At 68.4% G+C, this 16,992-nt stretch carries 9 protein-coding genes; 8 read left to right on the plus strand and 1 reads right to left on the minus strand.

Going from position 1 to position 16,992, the window contains the following annotated elements:
* The first annotated feature begins 329 nt into the window (after nucleotides 1–329).
* From QM597_RS10675 to QM597_RS10705, 7 genes are all read left to right on the plus strand, one after another.
* Entirely contained in the window at nucleotides 330–1,187 is an 858-nt protein-coding gene (locus QM597_RS10675) for a PP2C family protein-serine/threonine phosphatase (RefSeq protein ID WP_415004872.1), read from the plus strand.
* Nucleotides 1,187–2,431 carry an FHA domain-containing protein gene (locus QM597_RS10680; RefSeq protein WP_415004873.1) on the plus strand — a complete coding sequence of 415 codons (1,245 nt, stop codon included), beginning with the start codon at nucleotides 1,187–1,189 and terminating at the stop codon, nucleotides 2,429–2,431. Before QM597_RS10675 ends, QM597_RS10680 begins: the two co-directional genes overlap by 1 nt.
* Entirely contained in the window at nucleotides 2,428–3,978 is a 1,551-nt protein-coding gene (locus QM597_RS10685) for a serine/threonine-protein kinase (RefSeq protein WP_415004874.1), read from the plus strand. Before QM597_RS10680 ends, QM597_RS10685 begins: the two co-directional genes overlap by 4 nt.
* Nucleotides 3,979–4,406: 428 nt before the next feature.
* Nucleotides 4,407–5,111, plus strand: a complete 705-nt coding sequence (locus tag QM597_RS10690; protein ID WP_415004875.1) for a hypothetical protein — start codon at nucleotides 4,407–4,409, stop codon at nucleotides 5,109–5,111.
* Between the two features lie 166 nt (nucleotides 5,112–5,277).
* Nucleotides 5,278–11,169, plus strand: a complete 5,892-nt coding sequence (locus tag QM597_RS10695; RefSeq protein ID WP_415004876.1) for an Ig-like domain-containing protein — start codon at nucleotides 5,278–5,280, stop codon at nucleotides 11,167–11,169.
* Between the two features lie 483 nt (nucleotides 11,170–11,652).
* On the plus strand, nucleotides 11,653–12,624 hold the full coding sequence (locus QM597_RS10700; protein ID WP_415004877.1) for an AAA family ATPase: 972 nt from the start codon (nucleotides 11,653–11,655) through the stop codon (nucleotides 12,622–12,624).
* Between the two features lie 165 nt (nucleotides 12,625–12,789).
* Nucleotides 12,790–14,061: a DUF58 domain-containing protein gene (locus tag QM597_RS10705; RefSeq protein WP_415004878.1), complete on the plus strand. Its 1,272-nt coding sequence runs from the start codon at nucleotides 12,790–12,792 to the stop codon at nucleotides 14,059–14,061.
* Nucleotides 14,062–14,279: 218 nt separating this feature from the next.
* Here QM597_RS10705 and QM597_RS10710 read toward each other — a convergent pair whose 3' ends face one another.
* Nucleotides 14,280–14,573 carry a GIY-YIG nuclease family protein gene (locus QM597_RS10710; protein WP_415004879.1) on the minus strand — a complete coding sequence of 98 codons (294 nt, stop codon included), beginning with the start codon at nucleotides 14,571–14,573 and terminating at the stop codon, nucleotides 14,280–14,282.
* A gap of 91 nt (nucleotides 14,574–14,664) precedes the next feature.
* On the opposite strand from QM597_RS10710, the gene QM597_RS10715 reads away from it, so the two are divergent.
* Nucleotides 14,665–16,992, plus strand: a 2,328-nt coding sequence (locus QM597_RS10715) for a transglutaminase-like domain-containing protein (RefSeq protein ID WP_415004880.1), incomplete at its 3' end; no start/stop codon positions are given.

Raw genomic sequence — 16,992 nt, forward strand, 5'->3', positions numbered from 1 at the left:
CCATCACGGGCTTCGAGGCTCGGCCGCAAGCGGCCTCGCACCTCAGCCAGCGGGACCCCCTGGCGAATGCCTTTGTCGACATTCGCGTGGACTGGTCCCGGTGGGAACGGTTGCGGGCCTGCGCGGTAATGGTCAGATCGACCGACATGCTTCTCGGCGGTGGGCGGCTTCGAGGCTCACAAGCTCGCACCTCAGCCACCGCGAGGAGCGAGCGAGCCTCGAAGGGGCCTGCCCGCAGCATGGGGACTTCTCCCCATCGCGGTGGAGGCCAGGCGTTCCTAGGATCGGCCACGACCCGAACCCGGCTCAGGCGAAGGATGGACGTGTCGGTGGCACAAACGTCGGGGGTCCGATGGACTCCGCAAGTCGATGCATCGCCCGCGCCCGTCATCACGGCGGCCGGAGCCAGTCATCCGGGGGCCGTGCGCGCCCACAATGAGGACGCCTGGCTCGTGGGTCCGCCGATCTTCCTGGTCGCCGACGGTATGGGCGGGCACAGCGCCGGTGACGTCGCCAGCCGCCTGGTCGTGGAGTCCTTCGCCGACCTGCGCGACCGCCCCTCGATCACCGTCGCCGACATCGAGCAGGCCGTGGGCACCGCGCGCACCTCGATTGCCGCGCTGGCGACAGACCCCGACACCGCGCCCGGATCGACGCTGATCGCCGCCGGTTTCGTGGCCGAGGGCAGCCAGGGTTACTGGCTGGTGGCCAACATCGGGGATTCGCGCGCTTATGTGCTGTCGGAGAGCGGTTTCGAGCAGATCAGCCGTGACCATTCGGTCGTGCAGGAGATGATCGATGCCGGCGAGATCGACAGCGACGAGGCCCGCGTGCATCCGGAGCGTCACGTCATCACGCGGGCCATCGGTGCGATGCCGGACTCCCCGCCGGAGTTCGTGCTGATTCCCGTCGTGGGCGGCTCGCGCCTGCTGCTGTGCTCCGACGGCCTGAGCGGGGAACTGAGCGATGCGGCCATCGAACGCATCCTGCGTGACGGCGAGCCGCCGAGCGTCGCCGTGGCGCGTCTCGTGGCCGGTGCCGTCGAGGCCGGCGGCCACGACAACGTGACGGCGGTCGTGGTCGATGTGGTCGACTCCGGCACGGACCGGGTGGCGACCACGCTGGGCCATTCCTTCTCGTCACGGCCCACGGTCGACACGATCCCGACGAAGAAGAAGGCGTCGTAATGCGCGCCGCCTACACGCCGGGTGGGTACCCGGCCTGGATCGCCGACGGTGGGGTCGTCGTCGTGGAGCCGGGTCGCCACGAACTGCTGGCTGAGTTGTACGGCGAGCCTCTGTCGGTGGGCGGTGTCGTCGATGCCCTGTTGAGCGACGGCTGGGCCTCCATTCCCCAGTTCGCCTGCGTGGTGGTCGACGCGGGTGTCGCCAAGGTGTTGGTGCGCGGTGGATTCGCGGTCGGCATCGCGGGGGAGACGATCAGCGGCGAGGGCGTGGCCACGTGGACCGAGCGCCAGTTCGCGGCGCGGGAGGCATCGGCTTTCACGATCACGACGGGGGAGTCGGCCGGCGGGGGTGAAGATCTGCCGCTCGATCTCGGCGTGGTGCTGGCGCAATCCGTCCGGGTCGGTTCCCCGGTCCCCGAGGTGATGGACGAAGGGGCTGCCCCCGCCCCGGTCCCTGAGGTGCGACGAGGAACGAGGAGCCTCGAAGGGACTGACACCCCAGAGACTGAGGAGGCTCCCGCTGCTCCGAAGCACGCGGCCGAACTCGAAGAGGTGCTGCTCCCAGAAACCTCTCCACCCGAGGAAGCCCCGGTCCCTGAGGTGCGACGAGGAACGAGCCTCGAAGGGACCGACCCCGAAGAGGCTCCGGACCCCGCGGCGACCATCGCGGAGCCGGACGACCTGGAGTTCGACGCGATGTTCGGTGCGACGGTTCCGGGCCGCCGCCCGGAGGACGCCGCCGTGCGCGACCTGTCCGAGCCTGAACCGGAGCCGTCGGCCGAGCCGCAGGCCGCCGAGTCGGCCCCGCGTATCGGCGACCACGACGGTCACACCATCGCGCGCGCCGACCTGAGGCGCCTGCGCGAACAGCGCGCCAGCTCCCGTGCGGCCGAGCCGGTCCGCGCCACCGTGGAACTCGCGCTGAGCACCGGCGAGACCCACACGATCAGTGGCGCGGCCGTGGTGGGCCGTAGCCCCCGCACCTCCCAAGCTGCCGGGGCTGAGCTGCCGACCCTCGTCATCGTCGACGATCCCTACGTGTCGGGCACGCATCTGTCCGTGGCCGTGGAGGACGGGAGCCGGGTCACCGTCACCGACGTCTCGACCAACGGGACGCTGCTCTCGCGCGCGGGCGGAGCGGCCGAGCGCTTGCCCGGTCACGTGCCGACGAGCGTGGCCGACGGCGACGTGCTCACCTTGTCGGACGACCTCAAGATCACCGTTCGCGTGCGAGGCGGCGCATGAGCCGAACCCGCAGCACCCCGCCGCAGCTGGACGATTTCACCGTCGTCCAGCACATCGGCGAGGGCGGTTTCGCCGACGTGTTCTTGTACCGCGACAAGTACGGCCGCCAGGTCGCGGTCAAGGTGCTGCTTCCGGCTGCCGCCGCAGAGATGGAACAGGACGTCTTCGACGCCGAGGCTCGGGTGATGGCCCAGCTGTCGGACCACCCCTTCATCGTGTCGATCTTCCAGTCCGGGGTCAGTGCCGACGGGCGGCCGTACCTGGTCATGGAGTACTGCCCGGGACCCAACCTCGCGCAGCGGTCGTCGGCCGAGCGGCTGCCGGTCGCCGATGTGCTGGAGATCGGGGTGTGCATCTGCAGTGCGGTGGAGACGGCGCACCGGGCGGGCATCCTGCACCGCGACATCAAGCCGCACAACATCTTGACGACGGCCTACGGGCGGCCGATGCTCACCGACTTCGGCATCGCCGCGACGACCCACGGCGACAGCCAGGAGGCCTCCGGCATGTCGGTGCCGTGGTCGCCGCCGGAGGCGTTCTGGGACGAGCCGCCGACCGACGCGCGCAGTGATGTCTGGTCGCTCGCGGCTACGCTGTACACGCTGCTGGCGGGTCGTTCGCCGTTCGAGATTCCCGGCGCGGCCAACGACAATGCGACGCTGATGACTCGCATCGAGCGGCAGGGGCTGACCCGGATCAACCGCGGTGACGTCCCCGATTCGCTCTGGAACCACCTGAACCGCGCGATGGCCAAGGAGGTGTCCGGCCGCCCGCCGAGTGCGCTGGCCCTGGCTACGGCGTTGCAGGACGTGCAGGCCGAGCTGGGACTGCCGCCCACGCGCGCGGAGGTCTTGGACGCGCAGGCCGGACCGGTCGCCGCCGAGCCGGTGGAGGATCTGCGGACGCGGGTGCGGCCAGTGGCGATCATCGTTCCCGAGGAGTTGCCGCGCATCGGCACCCGCCTGCGGCCCATCGTGGTCGAGCAGGTCGATGACCGCACCCAGGTCAAACGCGGCGTGCCGGTGGTGCCCGACACGATGGCGAAGTCCCCCGTGCGCGCGGCCCCAGCGGCACCGGTCATGGCACCGGCCCCGGTCATCGAGCCGGTGCCCGCCGAGGAGAAGCGGCCCGTCTGGTTGTGGATCGGTGCCGCCGTGGTGGTGCTGCTCCTGGTGGTCGGTGCCGGCCTGGCGGTGGTGCTCGGCGAGAGTTCGCCCGATGAGCGGGCACCGGACCTCGACGACCGCAGCAGGCAGGACGCCACGGTGGTCTCCGACGAGGTGCCCGAGCCGCCGGAGGACCTGCGGGGCGTCGTCAACGGGGCGGTGGCGACGTTCACCTGGGTCAATCCCGATCCGCGTGACGGCGACAGTTTCCTGTGGACGCGCACCGGTGACGGCCAGCAGCATACGGCCAACGAGGTGCTGGAGCCGATGGTTGACGTCGACGTGACGCCTGGGGTGCCGACCTGCATCACGGTGCTGGTGCGCCGGGCCAACGGCGTGACCTCGCCGGCCGATGCCGCGACCCCGGTGTGTGCCGCATGAACGCCCCGATTCGGCCGGGGGGGGTCTGCTTTTCAGCCTTCCCCGGTCCGTGAGGTGGCTTCGAGGCTCCTCCTTCGTCGTCGCACCTCAGCCACGGGCCCTCTGGTCCCTGAGGTGCGACGAAGGAGCCTCGAAGGGACATGCCGGGTCTCGTGGGGTGGCTTCGAGGCTTCGGCCGTGGCCGGCCTTCGTACCTCAGCCACCGGCCCTCTGGTCCGTGAGGTGCGAGCGCCCTTCGAGGCTCCTCGTTCCTCGTCGCGCCTCAGGATCCGGAGCGAGCGAGCCTCGAAGGGGCCTTCAATTCGGGGTTACGGGTGCGGGGTGTCGTCCTTTTTGGGGACGCGAATTGGCTGCACCGGGCTGCTTTCGGCAGGCACGATGGTGAGCGATGCGTCGGGGGACAAATCGTGAGAGGGAAGGATCATGCCGTGCCCGGCCTGACGGTGGACTTCTGTGGCGAGGTGTACGCGCTGGCCGCCGATGACGTTTTCACCATCGGCCGGGAAGCGGACCTCATCGTCGATGACGACAACCCCTACCTGCATCGCCAACTGGTCGAGTTGCGGGCCATCGAAGGTTTCTGGTGGATCAGCAACATCGGTTCGCGCCTGTCGGTCACGGTCAGCGGCGAGGTCGGTACGTTGCAGTCGGTCGTCGGCCCCGGTTCGCGGGTGCCGGTGGTGTTGCCGGAGATGGCGGTGACTTTCACTGCGGGAGAGACCACCTACGAGGTCCAGATCCTCAGTGAGGCTCCGGCCTTCGACGTGGCTCGTCCGGTGCCCGAGGTCGACGGGGCGATGACGCTCGGTGCGGTCGATCTGACTCCGTCGCAGTTCCGGCTGATCCTGGCCCTCGCCGAGGGCACGTTGCGCCGGGCCGGCAGCGGTGTCAGCGAGTTGCCGAGTAACGCGCGGGCTGCGGCGCGCCTGGGCTGGCCGCTGACCACCTTCAATCGCAAACTCGACAACGTCTGCGACAAGTTCTCTCGTGCGGGAGTCAAGGGCCTGCGCGGTGGTCCGGGCAAGCTCGCGACGAATCGCCGCGCGCGGCTGGTCGAGTACGCCGTGGCCGCGAAGATCGTCCGCATCGAGCATCTGGAACTGCTCGACGACTCCGAGGCGGTCCAGCCATGAGGTGCGCGTTCGCTCGGTCCGTGAGGTGGCTTCGAGGCTCCTCCTTCGTCGTCGCGCCTCAGTCGGCGGTTGCCCGGTCCCTGAGGTGCGAGGGCGCCTCGCGCCCGAGCCTCGAAGGGACCAGCCGCCCATCCTTTTGCTCGTCGATCCGTGAGGCGGTCTCGTCGTGAAACTCTCCCTTCCCTCCTCCCTGCCGCAGTGGCGCCCGTCGAAGGGCCAGCGCCGCGCCGCGTCCGGCACCTCCCTGGCGCTGGTGGCGACGGCGCTGGTCGCGCTGGCGGTCAACGCGGACGGCTCGCCGGTCACCGACGTCGAACTGCACGACGGCAGCGTGTGGGTCTCGAATTCGCAGCGCCTCCTGGCGGGCCGGCTGAACCCGCAGATCAAGCAGCTCGACCTCGGCGTGAGCACCGATTCGGGCCAGGTCGACATCTTCCAGAACGGTCCGACGGTCTTCGTCGACAGCCAGGGCACTCCGCGTACCCTGCGTGCGGTCGACGTGGCGACGTCGACGTCGTCCGATCCGGTCGAGCTGCCCGAGACGCTCGATGCGGCCTTCGGCGGTCAGACCATCGCGATGCTGGACCTGAAGACCGGCCAGGCGTGGGTGCAGACGGCTGCGAACATCGGCGGTTTCTCGGCGAAGGCGTCGCAGGAGGCGATCAAGGTCGCCCGTGACGGTGCGGTGGCCGTCAGCCCGGCGGGTGTGGCCTATGTCCTGGATCGCACCAGTGGCGAGGTCACGAGTTTCGCGGTGGACGAGAACGGTCAGCCGGTGCAGCAGGAGGTCGTCGACCTCGGCGAGTCGCTGGGCGAGAAGGTGCAGCTGAGCGTGGTCGGCTCGACGCCGGTGGCTTATGACGAGAACAACGGCACGCTGTACCGTCCGGGTGCCGAGCCGGTGAAGGTGCCGTCCGAGGACCCCGAGTTGGTGCGGTTGCAGCAGCCGTCGGCGCAGGGCGAGACGGTCTACGTGGCCGGCGTCGAGGGGCTGTGGACGGCTTCTCCTGGCGGTGGCGACTTGACGAAGGTGAAGCGTCCCGAGGTCAACGGGCGTCCGGCCGCGCCGGTGGTCATGGACGGCTGTGTCCATGCTGCATGGGCCGATCCGGAGGCGAAGTCCTATTCCCGGCTGTGCGACGGCGAGGAGGACTTCCACAAGGCGATCCCGCAGGTCAGCGCGGGTGCGGATCTGGTGTTCCGCTCGAATCGCAAGGTGGTCGTGCTCAATGATGTGGTGAGCGGCGACTCGTGGCTGGTGCAGCGGGACTCCCTCGACATCGTCAACAACTGGGACGATGTCGACCCGAACACCAAGAAGCAGGAACTCGAGAAGCAGAAGCTCGAAGAGGTCGAGGAGCAGGAGCAGAACCGGCCGCCGGTGGCCAATCCGGACACGCTCGGCGCGCGCCCCGGCCAGTCGACGATCCTGCCGGTGGTGTTGAACGACACCGACCCGGACCGCGATATCATCACGATCACGAAGGTCGTACACGCTTCCGGTCCCGAGCCGGTGGGTGGTTACGCCGTGGTCGGTAACGACACGCAGGTTCAGGCGACCTATCCGGCCGGCGCGACCGGCCAGTCGACGTTCACCTATGACATCTCCGACGGTCGTGGCGGTACGGCGAGTGCGCAGGCGACGGTCGTGTTGCGCGGCGAGGGCGAGAACCTGGCACCGGTGAAGCTGACCGACCGCAACACCACCTTGTATGTCGGCCAGGGGCAGCGTTCGAGCGTCTTCATGTTGCAGGACTGGGTTGACCCCGATGGTGACGATCTCACGGTGGTCGATGCCAAGCCGCAAGGTGGCGGTGAGGTGCAGTTCCGCGCCGACGGCACGGTCGAGTACCTCGACACCGACGGCCAGGCCGGCAAGACCGGCATCGAGGTGACGGTCTCGGACGGCCGCGACCAGCAGGTGACGACGGTGCTGCCGGTGGAGGTGGTGGGCGCGGCCCAGGCCAAGCCGCAGTTGACGCCGGATCGCACGGCCGGTTCGGCGGGCAAGAAGATCCTGGTCGAGCCGCTGGTCAACGATGCCAACCCGATGGGTACGCCGCTGATGCTGAGCGATGTGACGCAGCTCGACGGGGTGGAGATCGTCAAGGACCCGGTGGGCGGCACGTTCACGGCGTTGGCGGCCAAGCCGGGCACGTACTACCTGCGCTATTCGGCGGCCAACGACGACCAGACGGCCGAGTCGGTGGTGCGCCTGGACGTCAAGGCCGATCAGGGCGTGAACGTTCCGCCGGTGGCGGTCAAGGACAAGGGCACCCTGCCCACGGGCGGCAGCGTGCTGGTCGATCTGCTGAGCAATGACTACGACGCCGACGAGGACGTGCTGGTGGTGCAGGGCGTCTCGGTGGATCGCACGGTGCCGTTGAAGGTGTCGCTGATCGACAAGCAGATGGTGCGCGTCGAGGCCACGGGTGATCTGACGGCTCCGGCGCAGTTCACCTATCAGGTCTCCGACGGTGAGGCGACGGTCGAGGGCGCGGTGTCCGTCAGTCCGGGCACGGCGTTGGAGGCCAATCGCGCGCCGGTGCTCAACGAGGATCACCAGACGATGCGGGCGAACTCGGTGGCCAGCATCGACGTGCTCGACAACGACAGCGACCCCGACGGTGATGCGCTGAGCCTTCTGCAGGAGGACATCGTGTTGGACGAGGCCGCGACGAACGCGGGCCTGGTGGCGTTCGTCTCCGGGGACGCGATCAAGGTGCGGGCACCCGAACAGGCCGGGTCGTATGCGCTGACCTACGGCGTGCGTGACGCCCGTGGCGTGCGGGTGGCTTCGACGATCTGGCTGACGGTCAAGCCCGATACGGCCGAGAGCAACGGTGTGCCGCAGCCGGCACCGATCATCGACCGGGCGATCACGGGTGAGTCGATCCGCATTCCGCTCAACGTGCAGGGGTCGGACCCCGACGGCGACGCGGTGGGTTTCAAGTCGGTGGTGTTGGCCCCGCAGATGGGCCGCATCGTGGCGACGGGTGCCGACTGGCTGGAGTACGAGGCGCTGGAGGGCCAGGTGGGCACGGAGGTGTTCACCGTGGCCGTGGAGGACAAGTATGGCGGACGCGGCAACGCGGAGGTGCGTATCGGTGTGGTGCCGCCGTCGTCGGCCAATCAGCCGCCGGTCGCATTGAACGACGAGTTGCTGGTGCGTCCGGGCAAGCAGATCCAGTACGACCCGCGCATCAACGACTCCGATCCCGATGGCGACGCTCCAGTGGTGCAGGAGGGCCTGTCGGCACCGGCCGATTCGGGCGCGAAGCTGGCCGGGCAGTTCGTCGAGTTGACCGCGCCGGACACGAAGGACGGCATGGATGCCGGCGTTTCGGTCGGGTACACGATCACCGACGGCCTGGGCGGCCAGGACACCGGTTTCCTCACGGTGACGGCGAGCGATCTGGCACCGCTGCACGCGCCCATTGTGCGCGACGATTCAGCCGAGTTGTCGGAGGTCACCGGGAAGAAGCCGGGTGACAAGGCGACGATCGACGTGCTCGAGAATGACGGCGATCTGGACGGTCGCCTGGAGGATCTGGAGATCGAGGCGGTCGACGGTGACGTGTCGCGGGTTAAGGGCCGCAAGATCGAGGTGACGCTGGCCGAGACCGATCAGGTGGTGGTCTACAAGGTCACCGACGGCGACGACCAGGAGGCGTTCGGTTTCGTGTTCGTCTCGGGTACGAACAGCGCGCCGCCGGCGCTCGATCCCGAGAAGATTCCGGCGACGACGAAGGCGAACACGCCGTTGACGATCGACCTGGACTCCTACGTGCTGGTGCGGCCGGGGCGCACGCCGATCCTGACGACGACCGACACCTTCGACGCTCAGCACGACGACGGCAGCGCGTTGAATGTCGAGGGCGACGACACGAAGCTGGTCTTCACCCCGGAGAAGGATTACGTGGGGCCGGCGTCGATCACCTTCGAGGTGACTGACGGCGAGAGCCTGAACGACCCGGACGGGCTGACCTCGCTGTTGACGATCCCCATCGATGTGACGCCGGTCGACAATGTGCCGCCGACGTTCCGCAATCTGACGATGACGGTGGCCGATGACGGCAAGGCGGCCGAGCTGCCGTTGCAGCCGGCGGCCAAGGACGCCAACAAAGACAAACTGTCGTTCGAGGTGGCGGCGTCGGACGGGCCGTTGTCGGCGGAGATCACGAGCGGTTCGACGCTGAGTGTGACGGCCAATGACGAGGCGAAGCCGGGTGATACCGGCACGGTCGACATCACCGTGTCGGACGGCACCGCCGAGGTGTCGGGGCAGGTGCTGGTGACGATCTCGTCGACGGCCAGGCCGCTGGTGCGGATCGCGCCGATCGAGCTGGAGGGCACGGCGGGCGAGGCGATCACCATCGACGTGGCCGACTATGCGACCAACCCGTATCCGGACGAGTCGCTGAAGTTGTCGAGTGTGGGTCTTGAGGGCGGTGACGCGAGTAGCCCGGATGTCAGCGGCACGAAGATCACGGTGACGCCGAAGAAGGACACTTCGGGCGTGGTGACGGTCAAGTTCACCGTGTCCGATGCGTCGGGCGACAGCGTGCGCGATGTGGTCGGCCGGGCGAAGGTGATCGTCGCGGGCCGCCCGGAGGCACCGGGCAAGCCGCAGGTGACGACGACGGAGGCGCGTTCGGCGGTGCTCACGTGGTCGGCACCGAACGACCGGGGTGCCCCGATCACGTCGTACAAGGTGAGCGGGTCGAACGGCTTCAGCCAGGAGTGCCAGTCCACGACCTGCACGCTGGAGGGGTTGAACCCCGGCGATCAGTACACCTTCACGGTGGTCGCGGTGAACAAGATCGGTGAGAGCGACCCGTCGGCGGCTTCGTCGCCGGTGACGCCGGACAAGATGCCGGACGTCATGGCACCGCCGCAGATCGCCGACGAGCCGAAGAAGATGGACAAGCAGTTGTCGCTGTCGTGGACCAAGCCGGGCAACGAGGGTTCGGAGATCAGTTCGTACGAGATCAAACTGGTGGGGTCGGGGCAGACGCAGACGGTCAGCGGTGGTGCCACCTCGTACACGTGGGGCGGGCTGGAGAACGGCAAGACGTATCAGTTCCAGATTCGCGCGATCAACAAGACGCCGACGCAGCAGCAGTTCTCTCCCTCGTCGGCTGCGGTGGCCCCGTTCGGCAAGCCGACGAAGATGGCCGCGCCGACCGCGACTGCGCCCAATAGCGGAACGAAGGGTGACGGCAAGACGATCAAGGCCACCTGGGTCGCGCCGAAGGACAACGGCGACCCGATCAGCGGCTACCGGCTCGTCACGTATCGCGACGGTGCGCAGTGGAAGGTGGAGGAGATCTCGGCGGGGCAGACGAGTAAGCAATACGACAACGTCGACAATGGCGTCGACTATTCCTTCAGCGTCGAGGCCGAGAACAGGGCCGGATATTCCGATCCCAGCGCTAAGTCGAATGCCGTCAATCCGTATGGTCCGGCCAGCGCACCCAAGATCACCGGTCACGGCGACGAATACGATGCGTCGAATAATGCATGCGTGACCATCAATTTCACGACGCCGAAAGACAACGGGGGTCGCCCGGTGGTGGCCTACTCGGTCGAGTGGCGAGGCGGTGATGCGCGGATCAATGCGCCGACGCAAGCCGAGAACGCTAGTACTTCGGCCAAGGTGTGTTTCGGATCGAATTCGACGAAGACCTACACGATGGTGCCGATCAGCAAGGAAGATTCGTCCGACGGTGGTCGGGAGGTGCCCGGGGATCGCTCCAATAGCGCCACGATCTCGCCGTACGGGCCGGTTCGGACGCCGGGCGCTTCGGCCAGTGCGTCGGGAACGTCGATCGATTACTCGTGGACGGAGCCGTCAGCTAATGGCCGCGAGGTCCACCTGGAGGTCACGTTGCAGGACTGCTGGAGCAGCACCGACACGGACACGGGGGTCTTAACTGCGAATACGGGTACAGCAAGACGAAGAAGATCACGGTGGTCGCGGTGGATTCCGAGGGACAGCGTTCCGAAACGGTCACTCGCTCCGCCACCACCGAGGACGAGCCGATTGGCTCGGTGACGGTGTCGTTCCCCGAGGCGCCGACGCCAACAGAAAATTGCACAGTCCCGGATGCGCGGTTGGGTTCATGCAGATGGATTCAGTTCAGTGTCAAGAACTTTGATCCGGGAACATATACGGTTACCGCCGATGGCTGGGAGGACTATCCCATTACCTTCAACGTCGGTTCCAATGGTAAAGGCACTTATACTGACGAATATTGGTACACCGGATATTGTGGTTCGGTAGGTATCCATTTCGCGAAGGGTAGTCAGGTATTGCAATACACGGTCGGCGACCAGGATCCGTGTTGACCATGACGCAAACTCGGAGGCCGGTCCCTGAGGTGCGTAGGCCGCCTGCGGCCGGAGCCTCGAAGGGACCCAATCAGCGGCCCGCTATCCGGATCATTTCGAGGCTCGCTCGTTCCTCGCTCGCGCCTCAATGACCGGGAACCGCTCGCCTGGAAAAAGGAATCCCTCAACTTCTCAGTAAAGGAACCCCATGACACTCACTCCTGAACAATCCCAGTGGTTTGCCTCGACGTTCGGCCAGATGGTCGGCAACGTCGAGCAGGCCGTCGTTGGCAAGACCCGACAGGTGCAGCTCGCCCTGACCTGCCTGCTCGCCGAGGGCCACCTGCTGCTGGAGGACTACCCCGGCACCGGCAAGACCTCCCTGGCCCGCGCTATGGCCCAGACCGTCCACGGCAAACAGAACCGCATCCAGTTCACGCCCGACCTGCTCCCCGGCGACGTCACCGGCGTGACCATCTTCGACCAGAAGAGCCAGCGCTTCGAGTTCCACCAAGGGCCGATCTTCGCCAACATCGTCCTCGCCGACGAGATCAACCGCGCCTCGCCCAAGACCCAATCGGCGCTGCTGGAGGTCATGGAGGAAGGCCAGGTCACCGTCGACGGCACCACCTACCCCGTCGGTCGACCGTTCATGGTCGTCGCCACCATGAACCCCATCGAGCAGGCAGGCACCTACCGGCTGCCCGAGGCCCAGCTCGACCGCTTCCTGATGAAGACCTCGCTCGGCTACCCCGACCACGCCTCGACCATGCGCATCCTCACCGGCGTCGGCACCAAGGCCAGCGCCAAGGGACTGAGCGCGATCATCACCACCGACGCGGTCGCCTCGATGATCGACATGGCCGCCCTGGTCCACATCGACGAGGCCGTGGTCGACTACGTCTCCCGCCTGGTCGAGCAGACCCGCGAAGCCCCCGAGGTGCAACTCGGCTGCTCGGTCCGCGCTGGTTTGGCGCTCGTGCGCGCCAGCAAGGCCTGGGCCGCCGCCTCGGGCCGCAACTACGTGCTGCCCGACGACATCAAGTCGCTGGCCGTCTCCATCTTCGCGCACCGCATGGTGCTCGACCCCGAAGAGGAGTTCCGCGGAGCCACCACGGAGAAGATCGTGCAGCGCATCCTCGACACCGAGGTCGCCCCCCAGGAGCGCGCCGCCGTATGACCGGTCTGCGGGAGCGTCCCTTCGAGGCTCCTCGTTCCTCGTCGCACCTCAGGGACCGGGTTCGGCGGACCCGGTCCCTGAGGTGCGAGCTTGCGAGCCGGGTCCTGAGGTGCCGCGACGAAGGAGCGGCCTCGAAGGGCGAAGGGACGTACGGGAGGTTCTCCGATGACTGAATCGGTGATCGCGCGGCGCGCGGTCGGGGCGCGCCGCACCGCAGTCAATCGACTACTCGACGCGCGCGCCTGGCTCGCCGACCACACCACCGGAATCCGCACACGACTACGTCCGGTCACCGAGGTCATCACCCCCGGTGCCGTCGTGGTGCTGCTGTTCGCCGTGGCCGCAGGGCTGCTGGGCTGGCGGCTGGACTGGACCGAAGCCGTCGCCGGCTTCTGGATCGGCCTGACCCTGCTGGCCGTGTGCGCGCTGTTCGTCATCGGACGCCACCAGCTCGCCGCCGAACTTGACCTCAACCGCGACCGGGTGGTCGTGGGCGAGCGCGCCAACGGCCGCCTGCTGCTGACCAACGCCTCCAAACGCCGCAGCCTCCCGCTGACCATCGAACTACCGGTCGGGTCGGCAAGCGCCGCCTTCGAGCTGCCGTCACTGCCCGCCGGAGGCGAGCACGAAGACCTGTTCGCGATCCCCACGCAGCGCCGCGCCGTGCTCACGGTCGGACCGGTGCTGTCGGTGCGGACCGACCCCTTCGGCCTGCTGCGCCGCGAGCAGAACCTCACCGACGACCACCTGCTCTACGTGCATCCGCGCACCGTCCGTATCGAGGGGTCGGCCACCGGCCTGATCCGCGACCTCGAAGGCCAGACGGTCCGCAAACTCACCGACAGCGATGTCGCCTTCCACGCGCTGCGCCAGTACGTGCCCGGCGACGACCGGCGTTACATCCACTGGAAGTCGACGGCCAAGACCGGCATGCTCATGGTGCGCCAGTTCGAGGAGACGCGGCGCTCGCATCTGCTCGTCGCGCTCAGCACCCGCCTCGACGACTACGCCAGCGACGACGAGTTCGAGACGGCCGTGTCGATTGCCGGGTCGCTGGGCATTCAGTGCCTCGGGGAGGGGCAGACGCTGACGGCGGCCACGTCGGTCAGCCGCCTGAGGACGCCGACGCCGCGGCAGCTGCTCGACCAGCTCTCGGGCGTCGAGTTCGAGCGTCAGGCGCCTCGGCTGTCGGAGGTGGTGCGGCGGCTGGCCCGCGAGGTCGACGGTGCGAGCGTGGCCGTGATCGTGTGCGGATCCATTGTGGAGGCGGCCGAGGTGCGCCGGGCGCGGCGGTTCCTGCCGGTCGACGTGCGGACCATCGTCGTGAAGTCCCGGCTGGGGGATCAGACCACGATTGCGCCGATGGGTGATCTCGACGTGGCGACCCTCGGCAGCCTCGACGATCTCCCCTCCACCATGCGAAGGCTGGCCACATGACCGGCCGCCATCCCCGGCCCCTGAGGTGGCTTCGAGGCTCCTCGAAGGGACGACCGGGCCACCCGGTCCCTGAGGTGCGAGCGAGGAACGAGCGAGCCTCGAAGGGACGTGCGCGAGGTGGCTTCGAGGCTTCGGCCGCGGGCGGCCTGCGCACCTCAGCCACCGGTCCCCGGTCCCTGAGGTGCGACGAAGGAGCCTCGAAGGGACCCGCCACCGGACTAACCCTGCGGACGCCCGCCTCGGCGGCTCGACAGCGACGGGAGCAACTCGAAGTCACCGCGAATGAGCGCTTCCTTCTTGGCGCGGGACCAGCCGTGAATACGTCGTTCCCACCCGTAGGCGTCGATGATGCGGTCGGTTTCATAAGCCCACACGAGTTCGACCGGCAGGCGAGTGCTGGTGTAGGCGCTTCCCTTGCCGCAGGCGTGCTGCTGGAGGCGGTGCGACAGGTTGCGGGTGCTGCCGACGTAGTACGTGCCGTCGGCGCACCGGAGGAGATAGACGGCAGCCATAGGCCGAGGACACCACGTGTTGCCGTTTGGCGCACCTGCTTTTCCACAGGCAGCCCGGGGGAGCCACCCGCCACGGGACAGGAGTACGGACATGACTGAGAACTCCCGCACCGGACGGGGCAACACCGAACGCGCCCGCACGATCCGCACCGGCGGTGCCTCGAACACCGGCCTGTCGCTGCGGCTCGCCGTGGTCGACGTGCTGGCCCTGCTCGCCCTCGGCATCGTCGCCGCCAGCCCGCTGGCCGACGCCTATGGCGGATGGCGCTGGCTGGTCGCCGCCGGTGGCGGCCTGCTGCTCGGGTCGCTGGTCGCGCTCGCCTCACGGGTCTACCGGCTCGGCCCCTGGCTGACCGCCCTGGCCCTGACCGTGGCGTACTTCCTGCTCGGTCCCGCGTTGGCCACCCCGCAGTTGGCCGCCGCCACGGTCCTCCCCTCGCTCGATGCCATGCGCGAACTCCTCACCGGGATCGTCGACTCCTGGCGGGACTCGCTGACCCTGGTGGCACCCCTCGGCTCGGTCGGCGGCGTCCTGATCGTGCCGTTCGTCATCGGTCTGCTCGGCGGGGTGCTCGCCGGCGTCCTGCTGTGGCGCAGCCGGTGGCCGGGTGCCGCCGCAGGCGTCATCGCCGCAGTATTCGTGGCCTCGGCCGCCTTCGGCGATGCGATGTCGGACCTCACCTTGACCCGAGGGGTCGTGCTCGCGCTGGCCCTGCTGATGTGGACCCGGTGGCGGGCCATGCGGCACGTCAAGGCGGCCTGGATGCGACGCATCGTGCTGGCCGCAGCGACCCTCGCCGTGGTCACCGTCGGCGCGGTCGGACTCACCGCCGTCACCGCCGGAGACGACCGCCAGGTCCTGCGCGACTACGTTACCCCGCCGTTCGATCCGCGCGACTACCCCAGCCCGCTGTCGAAGTTCCGCGCCTACGCCGACCAGACGAACCTCAAGCAGGTCAAGCTGTTCAGCGTCGACGGCGTCGAGTCCGGCAGCCTCGTGCGCGTCGCCACGATGGATATGTACGACGGCATCGTCTGGAACGTCACCGGCGGTGCCGGAAACGGCGACGCCTCGGGCACGTTCGTCCGGCTCCAGGACCGTCCCGCGTCGGCCAAGGCCAGCACGGTCGAGGTCACCATCGACAAGTTCAGCGGCGTCTGGGTGCCGTCCATCGGCCAGACCGAGCGGGTGACCGTGCGCAACGCCGACGGCGACGTCGACGCGCAACTGGCGACCTCAGTCCTCTACAACCACGCTACCGGCACCGTGGCCCAGGTCGGCGGACTCGAACCGGGAGCCACCTACGTCTACGAGACGGTGCTGCCGCAGACGTATTCGGACAAGGAGATCGAGGCGGCCGCCGCAGCCCAAGGCGACCACATCGAATGGCCCGAACAGGTGCCGGAGAACCTCGACAAACTCGTGGACCGTTGGCTCGGCGAGAAGCAGCTGCCGTCCAACGAGGGCGCGCTGGCGCAGTATCTCGCCAGCCAGTTCCACGAGCGCGGCTTCTACAGCGACGGCAAGCCCACGGGGTACCCGTCCCCGGCCGGTCACGGACTCAAACGGATCTCCGACCTGACCGCTAAGCCGCGCGAGATCGTCGGCAACGACGAGCAGTACGCGGCCGCCCTCGGGGTGGCGCTGCAAGACCGGGCGATCCCCTCGCGGGTCGTCATCGGTGCCGTGGTGCCGTCTGGCGGCGTGGTGCGCGGCGACGACATGCATGCCTGGGTGGAGGTCCATCTGGAGGGGCTGGGGTGGGTTCCGCTCACGCCGACGCCGCCGGACGATCAGATCCTCAAGGAACAGCAGGAGGAACCCGATCCGGTTCCGCAGCCGTACATCCCGCAGCCGCCGCAGGTGCCGGAGGACCCGCAGCAGGCCGAGCAGCCGCCGCCGCAGGGTGCCGGCGGAGACGAGGGCTTCGACCTGTGGGGCCTGCTGATGACCATTGTCGGGGTGATCTTCGACCTGCTGAAGATCCTGCTGCTGTCGCCGTTGTGGGGCCTGCTGGTGGTCAAACTGCTGCGGCGCCGTGCGCGGCGCAACGCCGAGGACCCGGCGGTGCGACTGAGCGGCGGCTGGCGCGAGGTCACCGACCGCGCCCGCGACCTCGGCGTGCGGCTCCCGCACAGCAACACGCGCTACGAGAACGGGACGTTGCTGGGCGAACGGTTCCCCGACACCGGCGCCCCGGCGCTGGCCACGGTGGCCGACCAGCACGTGTTCGGGCCGGCCGATCCGACGCCCGAGGAGGTCGAGGCGTATTGGGCCGATGTTGAGACGGCGCTCACCCGGATGCGCAAGAGCGTGCCGTGGTGGCGGCGACCGGTCGCGGTGCTGTCGCCGGCGTCGATCCCGTGGCGGCAGGTGGGCCGGGCCGCACGCGAGCGGGGGCGCGGGTATGCGGTCGCG

It is taken from the genome of Aeromicrobium sp. (genome assembly GCF_047607065.1).
Lineage (GTDB): Bacteria > Actinomycetota > Actinomycetes > Propionibacteriales > Nocardioidaceae > Aeromicrobium.

Excerpts from the sequence above, each read along its gene's own strand:
- QM597_RS10705 (WP_415004878.1), top strand. The coding sequence starts at position 12,790 with ATGACTGAATCGGTGATCGCGCGGCGCGCGGTCGGGGCGCGCCGCACC.
- QM597_RS10680 (WP_415004873.1), top strand. The coding sequence starts at position 1,187 with ATGCGCGCCGCCTACACGCCGGGTGGGTACCCGGCCTGGATCGCCGAC.
- QM597_RS10685 (WP_415004874.1), top strand. The coding sequence starts at position 2,428 with ATGAGCCGAACCCGCAGCACCCCGCCGCAGCTGGACGATTTCACCGTC.
- QM597_RS10710 (WP_415004879.1), bottom strand. The coding sequence starts at position 14,573 with ATGGCTGCCGTCTATCTCCTCCGGTGCGCCGACGGCACGTACTACGTC.
- QM597_RS10700 (WP_415004877.1), top strand. The coding sequence starts at position 11,653 with ATGACACTCACTCCTGAACAATCCCAGTGGTTTGCCTCGACGTTCGGC.